This is a genomic window from Pseudomonas sp. Eth.TT006, from assembly GCF_054456575.1.
This window is the reverse complement of the sequence record NZ_JBTJEN010000007.1, coordinates 100,633-126,385: the sequence shown is the minus strand read 5'-3', so window position 1 is coordinate 126,385 and position 25,753 is coordinate 100,633. Positions and strand designations below refer to the sequence as shown.

Here is a 25,753-nt window from a genome sequence, read left to right as displayed (position 1 = left end):
TCACCCTAGCCCTCTCCCAGGGGGAGAGGGGACTGATCGGGGGATGCTGAAGAGATACGTCGACCTGACTGTACAACGCCGAATCCATAATCGACTCGGTATTTCAGTCGGCGGAAAGCTTATTACACCTCGGTCGGCCCCCTCTCCCTCCGGGAGAGGGCTGGGGTGAGGGTTCGCTCTTTGTCACGGTTCGGTGACAAAACCCGCCCCCTTCGTTACAAGCCCACCCCGGCCCGTTGTTTAGACTGCCCGCAGTCATAACAACAAAAAAGGGTCACTCATGGACACCTTTCACCCGGACTTCAGCAGTTGGCTGAACGCCCCTGCCCACCAGCAATGGCTGGCCGACGAAGGTCTGCGCCTGCTGGCATTCGCCAAGGCTGCAAAGCTGCCCGAAGGCTTCGGCAACCTCGATGAGCGCGGCCATCTGCCGGCGCACGCGCAAGCCGAAACCATGAACACCGCGCGCATGACCCACAGCTTCGCCATGGCCCACATTCAGGGGCTGCCGGGGTTTGCCGAACTGGTCGATCACGGCATCGCCGCCCTGCGCGGGCCGTTGCGTGATGCGCTGCACGGCGGCTGGTTTGCGGTGGCCGAACACCGCGATGGCAACACCGGCAAGAACGCCTATCTGCATGCCTTCGTCGCGCTCGCGGCCAGCTCGGCGGTGGTCGCGCAACGTCCCGGCGCCCAGGCGTTGCTGGATGACGCAATCGACATCATCGACACCTATTTCTGGAGCGAAGAAGAGGGCGCCATGCGCGAATTCTTCAATCGCGACTGGCGCGAAGAAGAAGCCTATCGCGGCGCCAACAGCAACATGCACGCCACCGAAGCGTTCCTCGCGCTGGCCGATGTCACCGAAGACCCGCGTTGGCTGGTGCGTGCGCAACGCATTGTCGAGCGGGTGATTCACTGTCACGCCGCCGCCAACGGTTACATGGTCATCGAACACTTCGACCGCGACTGGCAAGCGCTGCGCGAGTACAACCACGACAACCCGGCCGACGGTTTCCGCCCTTACGGCACCACCCCGGGCCACGGTTTCGAGTGGGCGCGGCTGTTGCTGCACCTCGAGGCCGCGCGGGTTCAGGCCGGCATGCTCACGCCCGGCTGGCTGGCGACCGATGCGCAAAAACTCTTCGAGCAGAACTGCCGCCACGGCTGGGACGTCGATGGCGCGCCGGGGATCGTCTACACCCTCGACTGGGACAACAAAGCGGTGGTGCGCCATCGCTTGCACTGGACCCATGCCGAGGCCAGCGCCGCCGCCAGCGCCTTGCTCAAACGCACCGGCGATGCGCAATACGAACGCTGGTACCGGTTGTTCTGGGAGTTCTGCGAAAACCATTTCATCGATCGCTGCGATGGCAGCTGGCATCACGAACTCGATCCGCAAAACCGCCCAAGTGCCGATATCTGGCCGGGCAAACCCGATCTCTACCACGCCTGGCAAGCGGTGCTGATTCCGCGTCTACCCTTGGCACCCAGTATGGCAACCGCTCTGGGGCAATGGTCGCGGAGCATTCCTGTGTAACCATGTGGTGACATTTGCGCATCCCTTCGTTACCTGAGAGGGGAAACGCCCTGTTTAAACTCCTGTGCAGCGCAAGCACCAGACTTGCATGCATAACAACAAGAAAGGTACATCTCAGATGAATGCGATTTCTCGCCTCGCTACTGTCATTTCTGTCGCCTCCCTGTTCCCGCTCGCAATTCTGCCTCTCAGTGTTTCCGCTGCCGAATCCAAAGGTTCGGTCGAAGTCGTGCACTGGTGGACGTCCGGTGGCGAAAAAGCCGCTGTCGATGTGCTCAAGGCGCAAGTCGAAAAAGATGGTTTCACCTGGAAAGACGGCGCGGTCGCTGGCGGTGGCGGTGCCACGGCCATGACCGTGCTGAAAAGCCGTGCCGTTGCCGGCAACCCGCCAGGCGTGGCCCAGATCAAAGGCCCGGACATTCAGGAATGGGCCTCCACCGGACTGCTCGACACCGACGTGCTGAAAGACGTCGCCAAGTCGGAAAAGTGGGACAGCCTGCTCGACAAGAAAGTCTCCGATACCGTGAAGTACGACGGTGATTACGTGGCCGTGCCGGTGAACATTCACCGCGTGAACTGGCTGTGGATCAACCCGCAAGTGTTCAAGAAAGCCGGGATCACCAAGAACCCGACCACCCTCGAAGAATTCTACGCCGCTGGCGACAAGCTCAAGGCTGCGGGCTTCATCCCGCTGGCCCACGGCGGTCAGCCTTGGCAGGACAGCACCGTGTTCGAAGCCGTGGTGCTTTCGGTCATGGGCGTTGATGGTTACAAGAAAGCCCTGGTCGATCTGGACAACAAGGCGCTGACCGGTCCGGAAATGGTCAAGGCGCTGACCGAGCTGAAGAAAGTTGCGACCTATATGGACGCCGACGGCAAAGGCCAGGACTGGAACCTGGAAGCGGCCAAGGTCATCAACGGCAAGGCCGGCATGCAAATCATGGGTGACTGGGCCAAGTCCGAATGGACTGCGGCCAAGAAAGTTGCCGGCAAGGACTACGAGTGCGTAGCGTTCCCGGGCACCGACAAGGCGTTCACCTACAACATCGACTCGCTGGCCGTGTTCAAGCAGAAGGACGCAGGCACTGCGGCCGGTCAGCAGGACATCGCCAAGGTCGTGCTGGGTGAAAACTTCCAGAAAGTCTTCAGCATCAACAAAGGCTCGATTCCGGTGCGCAACGACATGTTGACCAACATGGACAAGCTCGGCTTCGACTCCTGCGCGCAGACCGCCGCCAAGGACTTCCTGGCAGACGCCAAGTCCGGTGGCCTGCAGCCGAGCATGGCGCACAACATGGCGACCACGCTGGCAGTGCAGGGCGCGTTCTTTGACGTAGTCACCAACTACATCAACGACCCGAAAGCCGATCCGGCCGATGCGGCGAAGAAACTGGGCGCGGCGGTTCAGTCGGCCAAATAACCGCCTTGACGGCGAGCTGCAAGCTTCAAGCTTCAAGCTGCAAGTTAAAGGCTTGCGCGCTGTTGGTCTTGTAGCTTGCAGCTTGCAACTGCTCTTATCTTTTTTATGGATTTCCCCATGAGTTCTGTTGCTGTGTTCAGCAAGGCCTCGCCGTTCGATGCGCTGCAGCGCTGGCTACCGAAACTGGTGCTGGCGCCGAGCATGTTCATCGTGCTGGTGGGCTTCTATGGCTACATCCTGTGGACGTTTGTGCTGTCGTTCACCACCTCGACGTTCCTGCCCAACTATAAGTGGGCCGGTCTGGCGCAATACGCGCGGCTGTTCGATAACGACCGCTGGTGGGTGGCGAGCAAGAACCTTGCGCTGTTCGGTGGCATGTTCATCGGCATCACCCTGGTGATCGGCGTGCTGCTGGCGGTGTTCCTCGACCAGCGCATCCGTCGCGAAGGCTTTATCCGCACCATTTACCTGTACCCGATGGCGCTCTCGATGATCGTCACCGGTACCGCGTGGAAATGGCTGCTCAACCCGGGCATGGGCCTGGACAAATTGTTGCGTGACTGGGGCTGGGAAGGCTTCCGTCTCGACTGGCTGATCGACCCGGATCGCGTGGTCTACTGCCTGGTGATTGCCGCCGTGTGGCAAGCCTCGGGCTTCATCATGGCGATGTTCCTCGCCGGCCTGCGCGGTGTCGATCAATCGATCATCCGTGCGGCGCAGATCGATGGCGCGAGCATGCCGACCATCTACTGGAAAGTGGTGCTGCCAAGCCTGCGTCCGGTGTTCTTCAGTGCGGTGATGATCCTTGCCCACATCGCGATCAAGAGCTTCGACCTCGTCGCAGCAATGACCGCCGGTGGTCCGGGTTATTCCTCCGACCTGCCGGCGATGTTCATGTATTCCTTCACCTTCAGTCGCGGCCAGATGGGCATGGGCTCGGCCAGTGCGATTCTGATGCTCGGTGCGATCCTCGCGATCATCGTGCCTTACCTGTACTCCGAGCTGAGGACCAAGCGCCATGACTAGTCTTGCTGCCAAACCCGCTATCAGCCTGAGTCGCATCGCGATCTACGCGGTGCTGATCCTTGCGGTATTGCTGTACCTGATTCCGCTGGTGGTGATGCTGCTGACCAGCTTCAAGACCCCGGAAGACATCAGCACCGGCAACCTGTTGAGCTGGCCGACCGTGGTCAGTGGCATCGGCTGGGTCAAGGCGTGGGCCACGGTTGACGGGTACTTCTGGAACTCGATCAAGATCACCGTGCCGGCCGTGGTCATCTCCACCGCCATCGGCGCGCTGAACGGTTACGTGCTGTCGATGTGGCGCTTCCGTGGTTCGCAGCTGTTCTTCGGTCTGCTGCTGTTCGGCTGCTTCCTGCCGTTCCAGACCGTGCTGCTGCCGGCCTCGTTCACCCTCGGCAAGATGGGCCTGGCCAGCACTACCACCGGCCTGGTTTTCGTCCACGTGGTCTACGGTCTGGCGTTCACCACGCTGTTCTTCCGTAACTACTACGTGAGCATCCCCGATGCGCTGGTCAAGGCGGCACGTCTGGATGGCGCGGGTTTCTTCACGATCTTCCGGCGGATCATTCTGCCGATGTCGACCCCGATCATCATGGTCTGCCTGATCTGGCAGTTCACCCAGATCTGGAACGACTTCCTGTTCGGGGTGGTGTTCTCCAGCGGTGATTCGCAACCGATCACGGTGGCGCTGAACAACCTGGTCAACACCAGCACCGGCGCCAAGGAATACAACGTTGATATGGCAGCGGCGATGATCGCCGGCCTGCCGACCCTGCTGGTCTATGTGGTCGCAGGCAAGTATTTCGTGCGCGGGCTGACGGCCGGCGCAGTCAAGGGGTAATCATGGCAACGCTCGAACTTCGCAACGTCAACAAGACCTACGGTGCCGGCCTGCCGGACACCCTGAAGAACATCGAACTGTCGATCAAGGACGGTGAATTCCTGATCCTGGTCGGCCCGTCGGGCTGCGGCAAGTCGACCCTGATGAACTGCATCGCCGGCCTCGAAACCATCACCGGTGGGGCGATCATGATCGGCGATCAGGACGTCAGCGGCATGAGCCCGAAGGATCGCGACATCGCCATGGTTTTCCAGTCCTATGCGCTGTACCCGACCATGAGCGTGCGCGAGAACATCGAGTTCGGTCTGAAGATCCGCAAGATGCCGCAGTCGGCGATCGATGAAGAAGTCGCTCGCGTGGCCAAGCTGCTGCAGATCGAACACCTGCTCAACCGCAAGCCGGGGCAGCTTTCCGGTGGTCAGCAACAGCGTGTGGCGATGGGCCGTGCGCTGGCGCGGCGGCCGAAGATCTACCTGTTCGACGAACCACTGTCCAACCTCGACGCCAAGCTGCGCGTCGAGATGCGTACCGAAATGAAACTGATGCACCAGCGCCTGAAAACCACCACGGTCTACGTGACCCACGACCAGATCGAAGCGATGACCCTGGGCGACAAGGTGGCGGTGATGAAGGACGGCATCATCCAGCAGTTCGGCACGCCGAAAGAGATCTACAACGACCCGGCCAACCTGTTTGTGGCGAGCTTCATCGGTTCGCCGCCGATGAACTTCATCCCGCTGCGCCTGCAGCGCAAGGACGGTCGCCTGCTGGCACTGCTCGACAGCGGCCAGGCGCGTTGCGAGCTGCCGATGAGCATGCAGGACGCCGGGCTGGAAGATCGCGAAGTGATCCTCGGCCTGCGCCCGGAGCAGATTGTGCTGGCGAATGGCGAGGGCAATGGTCTGCCGAGCATTAAGGCTGAAGTGCAAGTCACCGAGCCGACCGGTCCGGATACGCTGGTGTTCGTCAACCTCAACGAGACCAAGGTCTGCTGCCGTCTGGCGCCGGACGTGGCACCGCAGGTGGGTGAAACCCTGACCCTGCAATTCGATCCATCGAAAGTGTTGTTGTTTGATGCCAAGACTGGCGAGCGTCTGGGCGTTGCGGGCCAGGCGCAGACCGAAGCACGGTCGGCGAATGTGGCGCAGTTCAAAGGGCGGTAAACAGACCGAAACTGGAATGCATTCATGTGGGAGCTGGCTTGCCAGCGATGAGGCCGGCACATCCAGCATGGATGTCGCCTGATCCACCGCCATAGCTGGCAAGCCAGCTCCCACAGGGATCGGATTCCACAAGGAGCAAGCGTTGCCCGGCCAGTCGGGCGGCGCAATTTATGTAAACCACGTTGGAAAAAAACAGTTAATAACAATAAAGACGAGGATGTAGGGATGAAAAAGAAACACGTCAATGCCCGGTTGATCTGCCAAGTGTCAGCTGCGGCGGCATTGGTGCTGGCCGGCAATGCCATGGCTGCCGATGCCTTCAGCTCCGATTCGAAATGGATGACCGGCGACTGGGGTGGTGAGCGGACCAAGCTGATCGAGCAAGGTATCGACATCAAGGCGGACTATGTCGGGGAAATGGGCGCCAACCTGCATGGCGGCTACAACGACGACAAGACCGGTCGCTACAGCGATCAGTTCGGTCTGGGCGTGGCGCTGGACCTGCAGAAACTCTGGGGCTGGGACAACACCCAGGCCAAGATCCAGCTGACCAACCGTAACGGGCAAAACATCTCCAACGACCGCGTGGGCGATCCGCGTGCCGGCACCTTGTCGTCTTCGCAGGAAGTCTACGGTCGCGGCCACATGGTGCGTCTGACCCAGTTGTGGATTCAGCACCAGTTCTTCGACAACAAACTCGACGTCAAGGCCGGTTATTTCGGTGAAGGCGAAGACTTCAACACCTTCCCGTGCGAATTCCAGAACCTGGCGTTCTGCGGCTCGCAAGTGGGTAACTGGGCGACCAACATCTGGTACAACTGGCCGGTGAGCCAGGCCGCGATCCGTGTGAAGTACAACATCAACGACGAGCTCTACGCGCAAATCGGTGCGTACAACCAGAACCCGTCGCAGCTGGAACACGGCAACGGCTTCAAGCTCAGCGGCAGCGGCACCAAAGGTACTGTGTTGCCGGTCGAGCTGGTCTGGTCGCCGAAGGTCAACAGCCTGCCGGGCGAATACCGCGTTGGTTACTACAAGAGCACGGCTGACGCCAGCGACGTCCGTGAAGACGTCAATGGTTTCGACGCGGCTACTACCCGCGACGCCTACAAGAACCACAGCAGCAAACACGGTTACTGGTTCGTCGCGCAACAGCAACTCACCAGCCACAACGGCGACGCTTCCCGTGGTCTGAACATTGCCGCCAACGCGACCTTCCACGACAAGGACACCAACTTCATCGATAACTACCAGTCGGTGATGTTTGTCTACAAAGGCCCGTTCGACGCCCGTCCGAAGGATGACGTCGGCATTGGCGCGGCGCGTATTCACGTCAACGATGACGTGAAGAAAAACGCCGAGCTGCTGAACGCTTCCAACGGTGTTTCGGACTACGACAATCCGGTGTTCTCGCCGATTCGTGAGACCGAATACAACTACGAGATCAACTACGGCTTCCACGTTACCAACTGGCTGACTGTGCGTCCGAACCTGCAGTACATCACTCACCCGGGTGGTGTTGATCAAGTGGACAACGCATTGGTTGCCGGCCTGAAAATTCAGTCTACGTTCTGACGTTGTTGCGATAAGCTCCTCTCTATGTGCGCATATTTGCGGACAGCCAAGGCTGTCCGCTTTTTTTTGTGACACTCGCAGCAAGGTTTGTGTCGTACGCATTTGTGGCGAGGGGATTTATCCCCGTTCGGCTGCGAAGCAGTCGCAAATCCGTAAAACGCGGTCTGACTGATACACCTCATTGAGTGTTTTTAGGGCCGCTTCGCAGCCCAACGGGGATAAATCCCCTCGCCACAAAGTGCTATGCAAGGCTTTTGGATTGATAAGTACCCCCATGATTTTCAGGACCGTGGCCCATGCATGAGCATCCGCTGCAACGCTTCTTCAAATCCCTGCGCGAACGACCGGTGTTCGCCTGGGAGCGCTATCAGCTGCGCGATGTGCTGGTGATCGATCATCCGCTGTGTCAGGCGGTGTTCAGTCGCCAAGGCGCGCAATTGCTGCACTTTCAGCCGCGCGGGCAGAAACCGTGGTTGTGGTGTGCGGCGAAGTGGCCGCACGTGGGTGCCATCCGCGGTGGCGTGCCGGTGTGCTGGCCGTGGTATGGCCGTCATCCGAGCGAAAATGCCTGGCCGTCCCATGGCTGGGCGCGCCTGCTCGACTGGAAACTGATCGACAGCAGCAGCGCCGAGGACGGCGTGCGCCTGCATTGGCAGCTGCAGTTGTGCGACTGGCAGGCGGACCTGCACGCGCACCTGGGCGAACGCATGGAATTGCGCCTGAGCACCGAGCATCAGGACGACATGCCGTGCCAGTTGAGCCAGGCTTTGCACGCTTACTGGCGTATTGGCGATGTTGGCGAGATAGCGCTGTCTGGGCTCGAAGGAGCGCAGGGTTATGACCAGCTGAATCGGCAGAGTTGTCAGCAGGAAGGCGAACTGCGCGTGGATGGCGGCTGTCAGCGGGTGTTCCAGCATGAGGGCGAATTGCAGCTCAAGGATCACGCCTGGCAGCGCGAGCTGTGCATCGATACCGGTGACAGTGCCGACACCGTGGTCTGGCATCCGGGCGCACGGCCATTGTTGGGCGTGAGCTGGGATGAGGTGGCGGAGTTTGTCTGTGTCGAAGCGGCTGCGGGCGGTACCGACAGCCTGCACCTGGCGCCGGGGGAGAAGGCGCATTTGAGTTTGCAGGCGTGGGCGGCGGCTTGAGTGTGCCAAGTACACCGCTACCCTCACCCTAGCCCTCTCCCGGAGGGAGAGGGGACCGATCTGGGGATGCTGAAGAATTACGCCGAAATGAAAGAGCAGTGCTGAATCCATAATCGACTGGATATTTCAGGTCGATGTATAGCGCAAGGCACCTCGGTCAGCTCCCTCTCCCTCGGGGAGAGGGCTGGGGTGAGGGTGCTTTTGACCTTAGTTAAATTCATCACCCACCGGATACCGGCTGGCATTCAAACTCTCTTTGATCTTGCGCAAATGCGGCTGGAAATCCACCCCGCGGCGCAAGGTCATGCCCGTCGCCAACACATCCAGCACGGTCAACTGAATGATCCGCGAGGTCATCGGCATATAGATGTCGGTGTCTTCCGGCAGTGGAATGTTCAGGCTCAGCGTACTGGCCTTGGCCAGCGGCGAGTTCTCGGCGGTCAGGCCCAGCACCGAGGCGCCGTTCTCCCGGGCGATGCGTGCCACTTCCACTAGCTCACGGGTGCGCCCGGTGTAGGAAATGATCACGAACAGCTCGCCGGTGTGTGCCACCGAGGCAATCATCCGTTGCATCAGCACATCGGCATGCGCGGTGACGGCGAGGTTGAAGCGGAAGAACTTGTGCTGGGCGTCCAGCGCTACCGGCGCCGACGCTCCGAGGCCGAAGAAGTGGATCTGCCGCGCCTGAATCAACAGGTCGACGGCGCGGCTGATCAGGTTCGGATCGAGTGCCTGGCAGGCGCTGTCCAGCGAGGCGATGGCGCTGCCGAAAATCTTCTGCGTGTAGGCTTCGGGATTGTCATCAGCCTCCACCGCACGGCTGACATACGCCGCGCCACTGGCCAGGCTCTGCGCCAGTTGCAGCTTGAGTTCAGGGTAGCCGCTGACACCGAACGAGCGGCAGAAACGGTTGACCGTCGGCTCGCTCACCTTTGCTGCCTGGGCGAGGGCGGCGATGCTGAAGCGGGTGGCCTGCTGCGGGTTGAGCAGGATCACCTCGGCGACTTTGCGTTCGGCCTTGTTCAGCTCTTCCAGGCGACTCTGGATCTGTTCCAGTAAATTTCGCACGCGGTCCATATGGAATTCCTAATTCACCTGCGCAAATCTGCGCCGGGCTATGCAAATTGGGCCTTTGATGTGACCCGTGACGGTGGCCTATCCTACTGATGGCTCCGACCGACCACCACTCGGAATCTGCATTTTGCGAAAATGTTGTGGTTATTACTACATTTTCCCTTGAGTGATGCCTTGAAAAAAGGTATTTGTAGCTTAACTTGATAAAAGAACAAACATCATGCCTTCGATTACGGTTGAACCGTGCACCTTTGCCTTGTTCGGCGCTTTGGGCGATCTGGCCCTGCGCAAGCTGTTTCCTGCCCTTTATCACCTCGATGGCGCTGACCTGTTGCACGAGGACACGCGCATCATCGCGCTGGCCCGTGAAGCCGGCTCCGAACAGCAGCACCTGGCGTTCATCGCCGCCGAACTGCGCCGTTACGTCGGCAAAGAGCTGGACGAGGCCGTGGCCGAGCGCTTTCTCGCGCGCCTGAGCTACCTGCACGTCGACTTCCTCAAGTCCGAAGATTATGTGGCGCTGGCCGAAGCCGCCGGCACCACGCAACGCATGATTGCCTACTTCGCCACCCCGGCGGCCGTGTACGGCGCGATCTGCGAGAACCTGGCGAAAGTCGGTCTGGCGGAAAACACCCGCGTGGTTCTGGAAAAGCCGATCGGCTCCGACCTGGAATCCTCGCGCAAAGTGAACGACGCCGTGGCGCAGTTCTTCCCGGAGAACCGCACCTACCGCATCGACCACTACCTGGGCAAAGAGACTGTCCAGAACCTGATCGCCCTGCGTTTCGCCAACAGCCTGTTCGAAACCCAGTGGAACCAGAATTACATCTCCCACGTGGAAATCACCGTGGCCGAGAAGGTGGGCATCGAGGGCCGTTGGGGCTACTTCGACAAGGCCGGCCAACTGCGTGACATGATCCAGAATCACCTGCTGCAGCTGCTGTGCCTGATCGCCATGGACCCGCCTGCCGACCTGTCCGCCGACAGCATCCGCGACGAGAAGGTAAAGGTGCTCAAGGCACTGGCGCCAATCAGCCCGGAAGGCCTGACCACGCAAGTGGTGCGCGGCCAGTACATCGCCGGTCACAGCGAAGGCAAGTCGGTTCCGGGCTATCTGGAAGAACCGAATTCCAACACCCAGAGCGACACCGAAACCTTCGTCGCCCTGCGTGCCGACATCCGCAACTGGCGCTGGGCCGGCGTGCCGTTCTACCTGCGCACCGGCAAGCGCATGCCGCAGAAACTGTCGCAGATCGTCATTCACTTCAAGGAACCGTCGCACTACATCTTCGCGCCGGAACAACGCCTGCAGATCAGCAACAAACTGATCATCCGCCTGCAACCGGACGAAGGCATTTCCTTGCGCGTGATGACCAAGGAGCAGGGCCTGGACAAGGGCATGCAACTGCGCAGCGGTCCGCTGCAACTGAATTTTTCCGACACCTGGCGCAGCGCGCGGATCCCCGATGCCTACGAGCGTTTGTTGCTGGAAGTGATGAACGGCAATCAGAACCTGTTTGTCCGTAAAGATGAAATCGAAGCCGCGTGGAAGTGGTGTGACCAGTTGATCGCCGGCTGGAAGAAATCCGGTGACGCACCCAAGCCGTATGCGGCCGGGTCGTGGGGGCCGATGAGCTCGATCGCACTGATTACGCGGGACGGGAGGTCGTGGTATGGCGATATCTGATGTGCAACTGCCGACGGGCGTGACTGCCCACGAATTCAAGAGCCCGGTGCTGTTGGCCGAAGGTCTGGCGTTGAACGTGGCCAAGCAACTCAGCGACGCTATTGCTGCCCGCGGCAACGCGGTGCTGGTGGTGTCCGGCGGTCGCAGCCCGGTGGCGTTTTTCCAGCACCTGGCCAAACAGGAGCTGGACTGGTCGAAGGTCGTCGTGACCCTCGCCGACGAGCGCTGGGTACCGGTCGAGCACGCCGACAGCAATGCCGGCCTGCTCAAGCAGTACTTGCTCAAAGGTCCGGCGGCCAAGGCGCAGTTCCTTAGCCTGTACAGCGTGGCGGCCAACCTCGAGCAGGCGGCGGAACAGGCTGACCGCCTGCTCGCCGAACTGCCGCCGATTGATGTGCTGGTGTTGGGCATGGGCGATGACGGACACACCGCGTCGCTGTTCCCCGACAGTCCGAACCTGAGCGAAGCGTTGCAGGCGGACGGTACGCGTCGCTGCTGGCCGATGCTGGCGCCAAGTGTGCCGCGTCAGCGCCTGACCATGAGCCGTGCGCTGCTGGCTTCGGCCAGGCACAAGATTCTGTCGATTTCCGGTCAGTCGAAACTGACCACCCTGAATGCCGCACTGGCATCCGGCGACGTCGCGGCCATGCCGGTTCGCGCGTTTCTGCAACCTACGCTAGAGATTTACTGGTGCCCATGAGCCAAGGAACAGCCGCTATGACAACCCCATCCCCGACCGTTTCCATGGCGGACAAAGTTGCCCTGATCGACAGCCTCTGCGCCAAGGCGCGGATCCTGCCGGTGATCACCATCGCGCGTGAACAGGACGTGCTGCCTCTGGCCGACGCCCTGGCCGCCGGTGGCCTGACGGCACTGGAAGTGACCCTGCGTTCGCAGTTCGGCCTCAAGGCGATCCAGATCCTGCGCGAACAGCGTCCGGAACTGGTGACCGGTGCCGGCACCGTGCTTGATCGCAACATGCTTGCGGCAGCGGAAGCGGCGGGTTCGCAATTCATCGTCACCCCGGGCATCACCCGTGACCTGCTCGAAGCCAGCGTCGACAGCCCGATTCCGCTGTTGCCGGGCATCAGCAACGCCTCCGGGATCATGGAAGGTTATGGCCTGGGTTATCGCCGCTTCAAGCTGTTCCCGGCCGAAGTCAGCGGCGGCGTGGCGGCGATCAAGGCCCTTGGCGGTCCGTTCGGCGAAGTGAAATTCTGCCCGACTGGCGGCGTCGGTCCGGCCAACATCAAGAGCTACATGGCGCTGAAAAACGTCATGTGCGTCGGCGGTAGCTGGATGCTTGATCCGGAGTGGATCAAGAACGGCGACTGGGCACGCATTCAGGAATGCACCGCCGAGGCGCTGGCGCTGCTGGACTAAAAGTTTTACCAGACACTTCGTTGTGTGTTCTACGGCTTTACGGTGCGCTTGGTCGGTGCACCGTTTTTTTTTGCCCAAAGAAAACAAATCCCCTGTAGGAGCTGCCGCAGGCTGCGATCTTTTGATCTGCTTTAAAAAGATCGCAGCCTTCGGCAGCTCCTACACAGTTACGGGGATGATCGTTACGCTGCGACACATAGTTACCGCACAGGCATTTGGGCATGGCGGTAATCTGCGTTCATCTTATGGAAGAGAGAACGCGTCATGGAACGAGACACTTCAGCCGCACCGCCCAAACCGGTGTATCAATTGGCCCCCGAGCAAATCGCCGGGCCGTACTTTCGCAATCCCAAGCTGCTGCGCCGTAACATCAGTGAAGGCGCCGAAGGGCTGCCCTTGCTGTTGCGCCTGACCATTGTCGACGCCATGACCGGTGAGCCGGTAAAAGGCGCGCTGGTGGATATCTGGCATTGCAACGCGCGGGGCGCCTATTCCGGCTGGAGCCGGGTCAATCCGGATCTCGCGGTCGACGTCGAGGCTATCGGCTCGATCCCGCGCACCGACGATCACACGTACCTGCGTGGCAGCCAGTTCTGCGATCAGCAGGGGCGGGCGCGCTTCACCACGATCTATCCGGGGTTCTACGCCGGCCGGGCACTGCACATCCATGTGGCGGTGCGCATCGTGACCGGCAGCGAGTATCTGGAAGAGCGCAACGTGGCCTGGGTCGGCCAATTGTATTTCCCTGAAGTGGTTTCGCGTTCGGTACTCAATGCCCGGGATTACCGCGGACGGGCTTCGATGCCCTTGAACAACGCCGATGACAGCTATTACAGGACCATGGGCGGCGAGGGTTCGACCCTGACGGTGTGGCCGATCGGCCGAGACTCTCACAAGGACGGTTTTTTCGGCCATCTGACCATCGGCATCGACACCTTCGCTGCCTCCTCGCAGATCAAGCCCGAGGACTTCGACAAATACACCGTGTGAACGGATCAGCGCAGCGCGTTGAGCGCGCGGGTCAGCGTCTGGATGTCGGCGGCGGTGGTGGTCAGCCCCGGCGTGATACGGATGCTTGGCCCGCTAGCCGCACCGTTGCGCACCACGGTGAACAGGTTGTACTCGTTGAGCAGGCGCTCGACCATCGCCTGTTGATCGGCGTGGCGGGTGAAGCGCATCGAGGTGATGCCGCAATACAGCCGCGCATCGTCCGGGGTCATCACTTCGATCCCCGGCAGGTGCCTTACCGCGCTGACCCACAGGTTACGCAGGTAAGTGAGGCGTGCGTTTTTCGCCGCTGCGCCGCCGAGCGAGTGGTGCTCTTCCAGCGCCAGCGGCAGGGTCATCAGCGCCGGAATGTTCGGCGTGCTGTATGGCGTGCGGGCCCTGACGTCGCTGAGTGGAAAATGCATTTCGCCCATGTCCGGATCGATATCGGCCAGGCGCTGCGGCGCGATGTACAGAAAGCCCAGGGTCAGCGGCGCACCGATCCATTTGTGCAGGTTGAAGCCGGCGAAAGAGATGCCCAGGGCTTCAAGGTCGAACTCGATCTGGCCAAGGGCGTGGGCGCCGTCGAGGATGATGTCCACCCCATGCTGTTTCGCCAGCGCGGCAATGGCCTGGACCGGCATCACCAGCCCGGTGCGGTGGGTGACATGAGTCAGCGCCATCAGCTTGAGTTTCGGATAGCGGATGAAGGTTTCGCGGTAGGTGTCCAGCAAGCTGTCGAAGCTGGCGGGATGGGTGTGGTCGATCTCGATCACCTCCACGCCGCGATGCCGCGCCAGCCAGCGCATGGCGCCTTTTACCGTGTCGTATTCGAGGTCGCAGATCAGCACCTGGTCGCCCGGCTCCAGGCGGTTGTAGTTGCGGATCAGCGACTGCAGGGCATCACTGGCGTTGCGGGTGAACGCCACGCTCTGCGCGCGCACGCCGAGCGTCTCGGCCAGTTGCGCGCGGATCTCCAGGCCGTCGTGCTGTTCGAAGCGCTGGCGCACGTAGACCGAGTTGCTGGTGTTAATCAGCTCGATGTTGCGCTGGTAGTCCTCGATCACCGTGCGCGACATGCGCCCGAAGTAACCGTTTTCCAGATTCAGGGGGCCGGATTGCACGTCGTAACGATCGGCGAAGGTTTGCCAGAACGCTTCGTCACGGGCACGGCGGGTGTTGTCAGGCATGGTCGAGTCGGCTCAGGAGAGGAGGGCGCTTCAGTGGCGCGGGGCAGGTTTGCCGTGTTTGGCGCGCAGCGGTTCGAGCAGATCGGACAGGCCGTTGTGGTCGATTTCCTGCATCAGGGCCAGCAGTCCGCCCAGTTCGCCGTGAGGAAAGCCTTCGCGGGCAAACCAGTTCAGATACGGTCCGGGCAGGTCGGCAATGATCCGGCCCTTGTATTTGCCGAAGGGCATTTCGCGGGTGATCAGCAGTTCGAGTTTTTCAGGATTCATCAGCGGTGTTCATCTGGATTCAAAACACTCTGGAAAATACAGGCATTCTGCATGCAGGCCAAATGACAGATCATGCAAATAACCATGATACAGATGGTTCAATTGTTTTTAAGTTATTGATAATTAAGGAAAATAATCGTTTTAAAAAACTGGCACGTACACTGCAATATCCCTTGCATCTTCAACCAACCGCAAGGAATTGAAAAAATGACTGACGTGAACAAAGAAGCCATCTCTGTGCTCAACGATCTGATCGAAACCAGCAAGGACGGTCAGGAAGGGTTCAAGACTTGCGCCGAAGACATCAAGCATCCGGAACTGAAAGCACTGTTCGCCAAGCGCTCTGCCGATTGCGCTACCGCTGCAGCAGAACTGCAAGCCGAAGTTCGCAAGCTGGGCGGCGATCCGGAAACCTCTACCAGCGTTGCCGGTGACCTGCACCGCCGTTGGGTCGACGTCAAAGCCATGTTCACCGGCAAAGACGAAGAGGCTGTGCTGAACGAAGCCGAGCGTGGTGAAGACCATGCGCTGAAGGCTTATCGTGAAGCCATCGAGAAAATCAACAAGCACAACCTGGTCGGTATTCGTGACCTGGTTGAGCGTCAGTACCACGGTGTGCAGCGCAATCACGATCAGGTGAAAGCCCTGCGTAACCAGGCTCGCGCCAACTCGTAAGCATCGCCGAAAAACTGTGGGAGCGGGCTTGCTCGCGAAGGGGTCATGTCAGCAACGTAATCGTTGTATGACACACCGCATTCGCGAGCAAGCTCGCTCCCACTTTGTTTATGCAGTCAATCAGCCAATGCTGATCGCCGGCAACGTCGGCAGCGTTACGGTCTGCTGCTTGCGCGGCGCGAGAATTTCCGCCTCGCCATCCACCACCAGCTCATCGCGCTGATTGAACACGCGAGTGGCGATGCGCACGCGAAACTTCGGCAGTTTCTCGAGAATTTCCAGGCGTACGGTCAGGGTGTCGCCAATTTTCACTGGCTTCTGGAAACTCATCTGCTGACCGATGTAGATAGTGCCCGGCCCAGGCAGCTCGCAGGCCACCGCCGCGCTGATCAGCGCGCCGCTGAACATACCGTGGGCGATGCGTTCCTTGAACATGCTGGCCGCGGCGAACTCGGCGTCCAGGTGCACCGGGTTGTGGTCGCCGGACATCGCGGCGAACAGCTGAATGTCGCGCTCTTCAACCGTCTTGCTGTAGCTGGCGGTCTGGCCGACTTCGAGGGCTTCGTAAGGGATGTTGGTAACCTGGGTCATCGGTGTTGATTCCTGTGACGGATTAAAGTGAATCCATAAAAGTCATTCGCTGCGGTGCGGGCGCCGATGGCTCAGTGCCTGGTCGATCCATGCCAGCACGTCGGCAATCACTTCGTCGCGATTGGTTTCATTGAACAATTCGTGCCTGGCCTGCGGGTAGATATTCAATTGCAGGTGCTGGCTGCCGGCCGCGCGCAAGGCGTTGGCCAGATCTGTCAGACGCTTGCCTTCACTCACCGGATCACATTCACCGCCGATCACCAGCAGCGGCAGGCCCGGGTCGATCTGCGCGAGATTGGACGCTTTGCTGATCTGCTGCAACCCGCCGAGCAGATCGATCCACAATTGATTGGTGCAGCGAAAGCCGCATAACGGGTCGTTGGCGTAGCGATCGACCTCTACCGGATCGCGGCTCAGCCAGTCGAACGGGGTGCGCACCGGTTTGAATTTTTTGTTGAACGAGCCAAACGACAGCCACTCGATCAGCGCACTGCGACCCTTGCCACCCTGGCGCAGCTTCTCGAAGCGGGCGATCTGCCTCGCCGCGCGGTAAAGCGCCACTGGCTGGAAATTCGAACCGCTGAGAATCGCCCCGTGCAGGCTGGCGCTGTGGTGCAGCAGATAGCCTTGGGCGAGGTAGCTGCCCATGCTGTGCCCGAGCAGGATGATCGGCACGTCGGGATGTTGCTGGCCGATGTGCTGATTGAGGCTGGCCAGATCGCCAAGCACCTTGCACCAGCCATCGTCATCGGCGAAATGCCCGAGGGTACCGTTTTCCGCAGTCCGGCCATGGCCGCGCAGGTCCGGCGCGTACACCCCGTAACCCTGCGCGCAAAGCGCTTCCGCCAGCCGCGCATAGCGAGCGCTGTGCTCGGCCATGCCATGTGCCAGCAGGATCAGCGCTTTCAGCGGCGCGGCCGGCAACCATTGGTTGACGAACAGCCGGTTGCGGTCACTCGCGTCCAGCCAGAAGGCGTGGTGAATCATGGCAATTCCCTTTTTATCGAGCGGTAACGGCCCGCAGTCGTAGCATTGTATAGCGCGTCCGATCAGCTCACGCCACGGCAGGAAGATTCATACGATCAATGTCGCCATCGCCCATATTTGCCTCAATGGCCATAACTGCTAGTGTCCGTGAAGCTCCGTTTTTTGCGTCGTGCTTTCAAGGGATACAGCGAAAGCCAGAAAAAGCGGCTCCCGGATCGATTCAGGTAAAGAGGACAAGAACAATGCAACCTGATTTCTGGAATGACAAACGCCCCGCCGGGGTACCGCTGGACATCGACATGGGCGAGTTCAAGTCGGTGATCGAGGTGTTTGAGCGTTCCTGCAAGAAGTTCGCGGACCGGCCCGCCTTCAGCAACATGGGCGTGACCCTGACCTACGCTGAACTCGAGCGCTACAGCGCGGCGTTCGCCGGTTACCTGCAAGCGCACACCGATCTGGTGCCGGGGGATCGCATCGCGGTGCAGATGCCCAACGTGCTGCAATACCCGATCGCCGTGTTCGGCGCCTTGCGCGCCGGGCTGATCGTGGTCAACACCAACCCGCTGTACACCGCGCGGGAGATGCGTCACCAGTTCAAGGATTCCGGTGCCCGGGCGCTGGTGTACCTGAACATGTTCGGGCAGAAGGTTCAGGAAGTACTGCCCGACACCGACCTGCAATACTTGATCGAAGCGAAGATGGGCGACCTGATGCCCACCGCCAAGGGCTGGCTGATCAACACCGTGGTCAGCAAAGTGAAGAAAATGGTTCCGCCGTATTCGCTGCCGCAGGCGATTTCGTTCAAGAGTGCGCTGCGCATGGGCCGTGGCCTGGGCATCAAACCGTTGAAAGTCGCTCTCGACGACATCGCCGTGTTGCAGTACACCGGCGGCACCACCGGTCTGGCCAAGGGCGCGATGCTGACCCACGGCAACCTCGTAGCCAACATGCAACAAGTGCGCGCCTGCCTCGCGCAACTCGGCCCCGACGGCCAGCCACTGTTGCGCGAAGGGCAGGAGGTAATGGTGGCGCCGCTGCCGCTGTATCACATCTATGCCTTCACCGCGAACTGCATGTGCATGATGGTTTCCGGTAACCACAATGTGCTGATCACCAACCCGCGCGACATCGGCGGCTTTATCAAGGAACTGAAGAACTGGCGCTTCTCGGCGTTGCTGGGGCTCAACACGCTGTTCGTCGCGCTGATGGAACACCCGGACTTCAAGACCCTGGATTTCTCCAGCCTGAAGCTGACCAACTCCGGCGGCACCGCGCTGGTCAAGGCCACGGCCGAGCGCTGGGAGCAGATCACCGGTTGCCGCATCACCGAAGGTTACGGCCTCACCGAAACCTCGCCGGTTGCCTGCACCAATCCCTATGGCGACCAGTCGCGGCTGGGTACGGTCGGCCTGCCGGTGCCGGGCACCTTGCTGAAAGTCATTGATGACCAAGGCGTCGAGCAGCCCATGGGCGAGCGCGGCGAGCTGTGCATCAAAGGTCCGCAGATCATGAAAGGCTATTGGAACAAACCCGAAGCCACCGCCGAGGTGCTGGATACCGAAGGCTGGTTCAAGTCCGGTGACATTGCGGTGATCGATCCGGACGGTTTCGTGCGCATCGTCGACCGCAAGAAGGACATGATCATCGTCTCCGGTTTCAACGTGTATCCCAACGAAATCGAGGACGTGGTGATGGCCCACCCGAAAGTCGCCAACTGCGCGGTAATCGGTGTGCCGGACGAACGTTCGGGGGAGGCGGTGAAGCTGTTTGTGGTGGCGCGGGAAGCCGGGGTCAGCCTCGAGGAGCTGAAGGCGTACTGCAAAGAGAATTTCACCGCCTACAAGGTGCCGAAACACATTGTCCTGCGCGAGTCGTTGCCGATGACCCCGGTCGGGAAGATTCTGCGGCGCGAGTTGCGCGATATCGCCTGATCATCGGTGCCTGGCCGCGCCTTGCGCGGATCGCGGGCAAGCCACGCTCCCACAGGGATATTCATCAACCTTGTGGGAGCGGGCTTGCCCGCGATGCTTTTGGGGAGAGGAAAACCTGTAAAATCGGGGCTTTCAGGGTGTTGTAGGTTGTTTGCTCTAAAATGACTGCTGGATAGTCTTGAGTCATCAACGTGACCATGGAGGCCGTTTTTGGCTCTAGTCGGCCCTTGGCAAAGCTGCTACTCTCGGCGCGCTTTGTGACTTCTCGGCCTGTATAAAAGCCAGATTCACCAATACAAAACACACACCAATAATAATCGCATCAAATGCGGTGAAGAATTCGCGTTGCTGAGGAGTGGGCTTCCATGATCGAAGACTTTTGGAAGGATAAATACCCGGCTGGAATTGCTGCCGACATCAATCCAGACGAGTACCCGAATATTCAGGCAGTGTTGAAGCAATCTTGCCAACGCTTCGCCAACAAACCGGCTTTCAGCAACCTGGGCAAGACAATCACCTACGGTGAACTGTACGAACTGTCCGGTGCATTTGCCGCGTATCTGCAACAGCATACCGACTTGCAGCCCGGTGATCGAATCGCCGTGCAACTGCCCAACGTCCTGCAGTACCCGGTTGCGGTCTTCGGTGCGATTCGCGCCGGGCTGATCGTGGTCAACACCAACCCGCTGTACACCGCGCGGGAAATGGAACACCAATTCAACGACTCCGGTGCCAAAGCGCTGGTCTGCCTGGCCAACATGGCGCACCTGGCAGAAGCCGTGGTGCCGAAAACCGGGGTCAAACACGTCATCGTCACCGAAGTCGCCGACCTGCTGCCGCCGCTCAAGCGCCTGCTGATCAACAGCGTGATCAAGTACGTGAAGAAGATGGTTCCGGCTTATCACCTGCCCAAAGCCGTCAAGTTCAACGACGTGCTGAGCAAGGGCCAGGGCCAGCCAGTGGCCGAAGCCAATCCGCACAGCAGCGATGTCGCGGTGCTGCAATACACCGGCGGCACCACCGGCGTGGCCAAGGGCGCGATGCTCACTCACCGCAACCTTGTCGCCAACATGCTGCAGTGCAAAGCGCTGATGGGCTCCAACCTCAACGAAGGTTGCGAGATCCTGATCACGCCGCTGCCGCTGTATCACATCTATGCGTTCACCTTTCATTGCATGGCGATGATGCTGATCGGCAACCACAACATCCTGATCAGCAACCCGCGCGACTTGCCGGCGATGGTCAAGGAATTGTCGAAGTGGAAGTTCAGCGGCTTTGTCGGCTTGAACACGCTGTTTGTGGCGCTGTGCAACAACGAAGCCTTCCGCAAGCTGGATTTCTCCAGCCTGAAAGTCACCCTGTCCGGCGGCATGGCCTTGCAACTGGCCGCCGCCGAACGCTGGAAAGCGTTGACCGGTTGCCCGATCTGCGAAGGTTACGGCATGACCGAAACCAGTCCGGTGGCCACGGTCAATCCGATCCAGAATATCCAGATCGGTACCATCGGCATTCCCGTGCCGTCGACCCTGTGCAAAGTCATCGACGATGCCGGTGTCGAGCAGCCGCTGGGTGAAATCGGCGAACTGTGCGTCAAGGGCCCGCAAGTGATGAAGGGCTACTGGCAGCGTCAGGAAGCCACCGATGAAATGCTCGACAGCGAAGGCTGGCTGAAAACCGGTGACATCGCGCTGATCCAGCCTGACGGTTACATGCGCATTGTCGATCGCAAGAAAGACATGATTCTGGTCTCCGGTTTCAACGTTTATCCGAACGAACTGGAAGACGTGCTGGCGACCCTGCCGGGCGTGTTGCAGTGCGCCGCCATCGGCGTACCGGACGAGAAGTCCGGCGAGGCGATCAAGATTTTCATCGTCGCCAAACCAGGCGTGACGCTGACCAAGGAAACCGTGATGGAGCACATGCGCGCCAACGTCACCGGCTACAAGGTGCCGCGCTCGGTGGAGTTCCGCGATGCGCTGCCGACCACCAACGTCGGCAAGATCCTGCGCCGCGAGTTGCGTGACGAAGAGCTGAAGAAGATCAAGGCGAAGAGCGCCGCGTAAAACAGAAAGCCCCGCAGATGCGGGGCTTTTTGTTAGTGCAGGTTGTGGATTTGTAGTGACTGTCAGGTCGCTTTCGCGAGCAAGCCCGCTCCCACATTCAACCGCGTTCCTCCAATTGGAATACAGGCGAATGTGGGAGCGGGCTTGCTCGCGAAGCTTTTTCTGCTACTGACGGAACTGCGCAAAATTCACGTTAGTCCCAGCCGGACGCATGTCCTGCAGATACGAGTCCTTGTCCGCACTCAACTCCAGGCTCAACGCCGCCTTGCGCTTGCCTTCGTTGCGAATCACCAGGCCTTCGAGCTTTTCCCGCAGGAACACGGTCGGCACTTTCAGGTGCAGCAGTTCATCGGTGGCCGGGGTGTGCATCAGCAGGTGAATCCACTCGTACTGACCGATCGCCAGGCGCGATACCGGCAGGTCGAACCACCAGATGTTGCGGTTGCGGTTGAGTTCGGCGAAATGGCAATTGTTGGTGCCGAGCACCGCGCCGCCCAGTTCCTGGTTGCGACGGGCAATGGCCTGCTTTTTATCGAGTTTCATAACATTCCTGCGGGTCTGATCGTTGGCGCAGCGCGCCCATAGCTGCGCATTCTCGGGGCTGGCGGGGCAAACATAAAGCCCAACCTGCATTGCACGACGAAATGAACGGCGAAAATAAATGAAACTCCGCGCAAAACCGCCCGGTCAATCGTTACGTACTGACTTTTCCCCTTCAATGCATCAAGGACAACCACCATGAGCAGCACTGGCGATAAAGTAAAAGGCATGGCTAACGAAGCCGTCGGCAACGTCAAGCAAGGCGTCGGTAAAGCCACCGACAACACCAGGCTGCAGGCCGAAGGCAAGGTTCAAGAGAAAAAAGGCGAAGCCCAGCAAGCAGTCGGCAAAGCCAAGGACGCCGTGAAAAAAGGTGTCGACAAGGCGTAATCCGGCCTTGAACGAAATACCCGAACGGCCATCCAAGGATGGCCGTTTTTGTGTCAAAAGCCTGCAGCCACCCGACGACGGTCGCCAAACAGGCTAACGTGATGTAGAACACGGCCCCTGAGTCGCCACGACTTCTACCTGTATTGCGGCGAAAGGAGACGCGAATGATTTTTCCGGACATGAAAGGTCTGCCCCTGCACCGGGTCATGGTGCGCACGGTCACAGAGTTCGTCGACGACGAGATGTCGACCTACGCCTCGGCGCTGGCTTACCAGATGCTGTTCTCGCTGTTCCCGTTCATTCTGTTTCTGATCGCGCTGATCGGTTTCCTGCACCTGCCGGACTTCTTCAGCTGGCTGCGCCTGCAGTCGGAACTGGTGCTGCCGCCGCAGGCGCTGGAGCAGGTCAACCCGGTGATCGACCAGTTGCAGCAATCCAAGGGTGGCCTGCTGTCGATCGGTATCGTGATCGCCCTGTACACCGCGTCCGCCGGTGTGCGTCTGATGATGAGCGCGATGAACGCCGCTTACGATGTGGTCGAAGGGCGGCCGATCTGGAAGCGCTTTCCGCTGTCGATTGTCTACACCGTGGGCATCGCCGGCATGTTGCTGGTGGCCGCGGCGCTGATGGTGCTCGGGCCGCAGGTGATGGGCTGGATTGCCGCGCAGGTGGGGCTGGAAGACTTCATCGTCACGGTGTGGACCATTGCGCGCTGGCCGGTGATCGTGATTCTGATGATGATCGCGGTGGCGCTGATCTACTACGTGATGCCCGACGTCAAACAGGAATTCCGTTTCATCACCCCCGGCTCGGTGCTGGCGGTGGTGGTGTGGATCGTTGCCTCGTTGGGGTTTGCGTTTTACGTCAAGACGTTCGCCAACTACAACGCGATGTATGGCAGCATCGGGGCGATCATCGTGCTGCTGCTGTATTTCTATATTTCTGCTGCCGTGCTGCTGCTCGGGGCCGAGATGAATGCAGTGATCGAACACATGTCCAGCGAGGGCAAGGATCAGGGCGAGAAAGCCCCCGGTGAACTCGTTGAACAGCCCAAACAACATGTCTCTGGCCTGGGGCGCGACCATTCGCTCAAGCCGGATACCGACGAAGTCTGAACCATGATCCGTGAAATTCTGAAAATGGGCGATGAGCGCCTGCTGCGTATCGCCCCGCCGGTGCCGCCAGAGATGTTCGACAGCCCCGAACTGTGGCAACTGATCGATGACATGTTCCAGACCATGGAAAGCGTCGGCGGCGTCGGCCTGGCCGCGCCGCAGATCGGCGTCGACCTGCAACTGGTGATCTTCGGTTTCGAGCACAGTGAACGCTATCCGGACGCCGAAGCAGTGCCGCAGACGATCCTGATCAATCCGCTGATCACGCCGTTGAATCCGCTGACCGAAGAGGGTTTTGAAGGCTGTCTGTCGGTGCCCGGTTTGCGCGGCGCGGTGGATCGCTATCAGCAGATCCGTTACGAAGGCTTCGACCCCAAAGGCGAGCCGATCGTGCGGGTGGCCTCAGGCTTTCACGCGCGGGTGGTGCAGCATGAGTGCGATCACCTGATCGGTCGCCTGTATCCGTCGCGTATTACCGATTTCAGCAAGTTCGGTTTTACCGAAGTGATGTTCCCGGATCTCGATCCCACGGCTGACGATTAAGCAAAGTCAAAAGATCGCAGCCTGCGGCAGCTCCTACATTGCTCCCTGTAGGAGCTGCCGCAGGCTGCGATCTTTTGATCTTATAAAAGCCCCATCGCAATCATCGGCTTGCTCCGCGCATAGCGGCTCAAGCGCTCGGCCAGCGCATAGGGCAGGGCGGGACCAAAGCTGAACCCGCGGCGCTCATAAAACCCGCGCAAATCCGGATGGCAGAACAGCCACACCGGTTCCTGTAGATCCTTCACCGCTGCCGCGATCAACTGCGCTGCAATCCCCTGTTCACGACAGCCCGGATCGACAAACAACCCGGTCAACCAATACCCGCCCGCCACCGGCCGCAGGCACAGCGCGGCAACGATCTCCTCGCGCCGCGCCACCCACAATTGCGCATCACGTACTGCTTTCATCGACGATTGGTGGCTGCGGTAAAACTTGTTCATCAACGGCCAGAGAGTGGCGTCGAGCAGGCTGTAACGTGTATCGGGCATGGGATCGGACTGGCGGTGGGCGAGGCGCCGATTATAAGAGAATGCGCGACACAGGCCAGGGAAGGCTTGAGTCGGCCAACTTGCAAGCGGCGGACGCAGAAAAAATAATCTGCAAGATTCAGCAGGCTCGTTGCACAGAAAGGCAGGATTCCTGTTCCGAGCCACGCCATGCCGAATTACTTCGATGCCGATCATCGGCAACAGATCGAAACCCTGCGCCAACGTTTCACCGCCCGCAGCGAATGGCCGACCTGGTTGTTGCTGATCGGCGTGTACGGCAGTTGGTTCGCCATCATCGTCAACAGCCACTGGCTCGGCCGTGGTTTGAGTACCTTGTTGCTGATTCCGCTGCTGGTGCTGTGGCTGTCGGTGCAGCACGAGTTGCTGCACGGTCATCCGACACGCTGGGCAGGCGTCAACAAACTGCTTGGTTACGCGCCCTTTGCGGTGTGGTACCCGTACACGCTTTACCGTGACAGCCATCTGTTGCATCACCGCGATGAACACCTGACCGTGCCCGGTATTGACCCTGAAAGCCGTTACCTGGCCGCGGTGCATTGGCAGGGCAGTTCGCGGCCCGAGCGCAGTCTGCACTGGCTGAACAAGACCGTGCTCGGGCGTTTTGCGATTGGCGCGCCACTGGCGTTGCTCGCGATGGCCACCGAAGAACTGCAGCGTCTGCAAAACGGCGAGCGTCAGGCCTGGCGGATGTGGTTGAGCCACGGCGCGGTGACCCTGTTGATGCTGTGGTTTATCGCGCATTTCAGCGTGTTACCGATCTGGCATTACCTGCTGCTGATCAGCGTGCCGGCGCTGTCGATTGCGATGATCCGCTCCTATCATGAACACCGGCCGCATGCACAACCGGAGCAGCGCACTGTGCTCAACGAGGCGGGTTGGGCTTGGCGCTGGCTGTTTCTGAATCTGAATTTCCATTTGGTGCATCACGATTTGCCGGGGCTGGCGTGGTACGACTTGCCACGCGCCTACCGCATGCGCCGTGAGCAATGGGTGGCACGCAGTGGCGGGTTTCTGGTGCAGGGGTACGGGCAGTTGTGGCGCCAGAACAGCTGCAAACCGATCGACAGCCCGCAGCATCCGTACCACTGATCCCGACACCGCCACAGGC

At 60.0% G+C, this 25,753-nt stretch carries 26 protein-coding genes; 19 read left to right on the top strand and 7 right to left on the bottom strand.

Annotation, left to right across the window (positions count from 1 at the left end):
- Positions 1 to 280: 280 nt before the first annotated feature.
- From ACXR0M_RS13385 to ACXR0M_RS13355, 7 genes are all read left to right on the top strand, one after another.
- Positions 281 to 1,540: a D-mannose isomerase gene (locus ACXR0M_RS13385; protein ID WP_458832313.1), complete on the top strand. Its 1,260-nt coding sequence runs from the start codon at positions 281 to 283 to the stop codon at positions 1,538 to 1,540.
- A 118-nt stretch (positions 1,541 to 1,658) separates the two neighbouring features.
- Entirely contained in the window at positions 1,659 to 2,960 is a 1,302-nt protein-coding gene (locus ACXR0M_RS13380) for an ABC transporter substrate-binding protein (RefSeq protein WP_458832312.1), read from the top strand.
- A 117-nt stretch (positions 2,961 to 3,077) separates the two neighbouring features.
- Complete coding sequence (locus ACXR0M_RS13375; RefSeq protein WP_458832311.1) at positions 3,078 to 3,986, top strand: carbohydrate ABC transporter permease; 909 nt, start codon at positions 3,078 to 3,080, stop codon at positions 3,984 to 3,986.
- A complete protein-coding gene (locus ACXR0M_RS13370; protein WP_458832310.1) occupies positions 3,979 to 4,824 on the top strand; it encodes a carbohydrate ABC transporter permease in 846 nt (281 codons plus the stop codon). Before ACXR0M_RS13375 ends, ACXR0M_RS13370 begins: the two co-directional genes overlap by 8 nt.
- Before the next feature lie 2 nt (positions 4,825 to 4,826).
- Positions 4,827 to 5,987 carry an ABC transporter ATP-binding protein gene (locus tag ACXR0M_RS13365; protein WP_025112826.1) on the top strand — a complete coding sequence of 387 codons (1,161 nt, stop codon included), beginning with the start codon at positions 4,827 to 4,829 and terminating at the stop codon, positions 5,985 to 5,987.
- A 225-nt stretch (positions 5,988 to 6,212) separates the two neighbouring features.
- Positions 6,213 to 7,562 (top strand): carbohydrate porin, encoded by a 1,350-nt coding sequence (locus ACXR0M_RS13360; protein WP_458832309.1) that lies wholly within the window; start codon positions 6,213 to 6,215, stop codon positions 7,560 to 7,562.
- A 296-nt stretch (positions 7,563 to 7,858) separates the two neighbouring features.
- Positions 7,859 to 8,713, top strand: coding sequence for a D-hexose-6-phosphate mutarotase (locus tag ACXR0M_RS13355; RefSeq protein ID WP_458832308.1), 855 nt, complete (start codon positions 7,859 to 7,861; stop codon positions 8,711 to 8,713).
- A gap of 207 nt (positions 8,714 to 8,920) precedes the next feature.
- On the opposite strand, the gene ACXR0M_RS13350 is transcribed toward ACXR0M_RS13355, so the two are convergent.
- Entirely contained in the window at positions 8,921 to 9,781 is an 861-nt protein-coding gene (locus tag ACXR0M_RS13350; protein ID WP_169432688.1) for a MurR/RpiR family transcriptional regulator, read from the bottom strand.
- Between the two features lie 226 nt (positions 9,782 to 10,007).
- Here ACXR0M_RS13350 and zwf point away from each other — a divergent pair, with 226 nt between their 5' ends.
- From zwf to ACXR0M_RS13330, 4 genes are all read left to right on the top strand, one after another.
- Positions 10,008 to 11,474, top strand: a complete 1,467-nt coding sequence (gene zwf, locus ACXR0M_RS13345) for a glucose-6-phosphate dehydrogenase (RefSeq protein ID WP_458832307.1) — start codon at positions 10,008 to 10,010, stop codon at positions 11,472 to 11,474.
- Complete coding sequence (gene pgl, locus ACXR0M_RS13340; RefSeq protein WP_458832306.1) at positions 11,461 to 12,174, top strand: 6-phosphogluconolactonase; 714 nt, start codon at positions 11,461 to 11,463, stop codon at positions 12,172 to 12,174. The genes zwf and pgl overlap by 14 nt, the downstream gene beginning before the upstream one ends.
- 17 nt (positions 12,175 to 12,191) lie before the next feature.
- Positions 12,192 to 12,857: a bifunctional 4-hydroxy-2-oxoglutarate aldolase/2-dehydro-3-deoxy-phosphogluconate aldolase gene (locus ACXR0M_RS13335; RefSeq protein ID WP_007969324.1), complete on the top strand. Its 666-nt coding sequence runs from the start codon at positions 12,192 to 12,194 to the stop codon at positions 12,855 to 12,857.
- 264 nt (positions 12,858 to 13,121) lie between these two features.
- The gene (locus tag ACXR0M_RS13330) at positions 13,122 to 13,847 is read left to right on the top strand and encodes an intradiol ring-cleavage dioxygenase (protein ID WP_458832305.1); all 726 of its coding nucleotides are present in this window, start codon (positions 13,122 to 13,124) and stop codon (positions 13,845 to 13,847) included.
- 5 nt (positions 13,848 to 13,852) lie between these two features.
- Here the strand turns inward: ACXR0M_RS13330 and ACXR0M_RS13325 are convergent, their stop codons facing one another.
- Entirely contained in the window at positions 13,853 to 15,034 is a 1,182-nt protein-coding gene (locus ACXR0M_RS13325; protein ID WP_458832304.1) for an aminotransferase class V-fold PLP-dependent enzyme, read from the bottom strand.
- 30 nt (positions 15,035 to 15,064) lie between these two features.
- Complete coding sequence (locus tag ACXR0M_RS13320; protein WP_003227425.1) at positions 15,065 to 15,301, bottom strand: DUF3820 family protein; 237 nt, start codon at positions 15,299 to 15,301, stop codon at positions 15,065 to 15,067.
- Between the two features lie 5 nt (positions 15,302 to 15,306).
- Here ACXR0M_RS13320 and ACXR0M_RS13315 point away from each other — a divergent pair, with 5 nt between their 5' ends.
- A complete protein-coding gene (locus tag ACXR0M_RS13315) occupies positions 15,307 to 15,504 on the top strand; it encodes a hypothetical protein (RefSeq protein WP_458832303.1) in 198 nt (65 codons plus the stop codon).
- A gap of 4 nt (positions 15,505 to 15,508) precedes the next feature.
- Complete coding sequence (locus tag ACXR0M_RS13310) at positions 15,509 to 15,976, top strand: ferritin-like domain-containing protein (protein ID WP_458832302.1); 468 nt, start codon at positions 15,509 to 15,511, stop codon at positions 15,974 to 15,976.
- A gap of 120 nt (positions 15,977 to 16,096) precedes the next feature.
- On the opposite strand, the gene ACXR0M_RS13305 is transcribed toward ACXR0M_RS13310, so the two are convergent.
- Both ACXR0M_RS13305 and ACXR0M_RS13300 read right to left on the bottom strand, forming a co-directional pair.
- Complete coding sequence (locus ACXR0M_RS13305; RefSeq protein ID WP_003227420.1) at positions 16,097 to 16,567, bottom strand: MaoC family dehydratase; 471 nt, start codon at positions 16,565 to 16,567, stop codon at positions 16,097 to 16,099.
- A gap of 42 nt (positions 16,568 to 16,609) precedes the next feature.
- The gene (locus ACXR0M_RS13300) at positions 16,610 to 17,554 is read right to left on the bottom strand and encodes a lysophospholipase (protein ID WP_458832301.1); all 945 of its coding nucleotides are present in this window, start codon (positions 17,552 to 17,554) and stop codon (positions 16,610 to 16,612) included.
- 242 nt (positions 17,555 to 17,796) lie between these two features.
- Between ACXR0M_RS13300 and fadD2 the strand changes: the two genes are divergently transcribed.
- On the top strand, positions 17,797 to 19,485 hold the full coding sequence (gene fadD2, locus ACXR0M_RS13295) for a long-chain-fatty-acid--CoA ligase FadD2 (RefSeq protein ID WP_458832300.1): 1,689 nt from the start codon (positions 17,797 to 17,799) through the stop codon (positions 19,483 to 19,485).
- Positions 19,486 to 19,850: 365 nt separating this feature from the next.
- A complete protein-coding gene (fadD1, locus tag ACXR0M_RS13290) occupies positions 19,851 to 21,548 on the top strand; it encodes a long-chain-fatty-acid--CoA ligase FadD1 (RefSeq protein ID WP_458832299.1) in 1,698 nt (565 codons plus the stop codon).
- A gap of 165 nt (positions 21,549 to 21,713) precedes the next feature.
- On the opposite strand, the gene ACXR0M_RS13285 is transcribed toward fadD1, so the two are convergent.
- A complete protein-coding gene (locus tag ACXR0M_RS13285) occupies positions 21,714 to 22,091 on the bottom strand; it encodes a hypothetical protein (protein ID WP_458832298.1) in 378 nt (125 codons plus the stop codon).
- 195 nt (positions 22,092 to 22,286) lie between these two features.
- On the opposite strand from ACXR0M_RS13285, the gene ACXR0M_RS13280 reads away from it, so the two are divergent.
- The 3 genes from ACXR0M_RS13280 to def all read left to right on the top strand — a co-directional run bounded on the left by ACXR0M_RS13280 (position 22,287) and on the right by def (position 24,136).
- A complete protein-coding gene (locus ACXR0M_RS13280) occupies positions 22,287 to 22,478 on the top strand; it encodes a CsbD family protein (RefSeq protein WP_458832297.1) in 192 nt (63 codons plus the stop codon).
- 164 nt (positions 22,479 to 22,642) lie between these two features.
- A complete protein-coding gene (locus ACXR0M_RS13275; protein WP_458832296.1) occupies positions 22,643 to 23,593 on the top strand; it encodes a YihY/virulence factor BrkB family protein in 951 nt (316 codons plus the stop codon).
- Positions 23,594 to 23,596: 3 nt separating this feature from the next.
- A complete protein-coding gene (gene def, locus ACXR0M_RS13270) occupies positions 23,597 to 24,136 on the top strand; it encodes a peptide deformylase (protein WP_458832295.1) in 540 nt (179 codons plus the stop codon).
- A gap of 80 nt (positions 24,137 to 24,216) precedes the next feature.
- Here def and ACXR0M_RS13265 read toward each other — a convergent pair whose 3' ends face one another.
- Positions 24,217 to 24,624 carry a GNAT family N-acetyltransferase gene (locus ACXR0M_RS13265; RefSeq protein WP_458832294.1) on the bottom strand — a complete coding sequence of 136 codons (408 nt, stop codon included), beginning with the start codon at positions 24,622 to 24,624 and terminating at the stop codon, positions 24,217 to 24,219.
- Positions 24,625 to 24,792: 168 nt separating this feature from the next.
- On the opposite strand from ACXR0M_RS13265, the gene ACXR0M_RS13260 reads away from it, so the two are divergent.
- Positions 24,793 to 25,734 (top strand): fatty acid desaturase, encoded by a 942-nt coding sequence (locus ACXR0M_RS13260; protein ID WP_458832293.1) that lies wholly within the window; start codon positions 24,793 to 24,795, stop codon positions 25,732 to 25,734.
- Positions 25,735 to 25,753 lie beyond the last annotated feature (19 nt).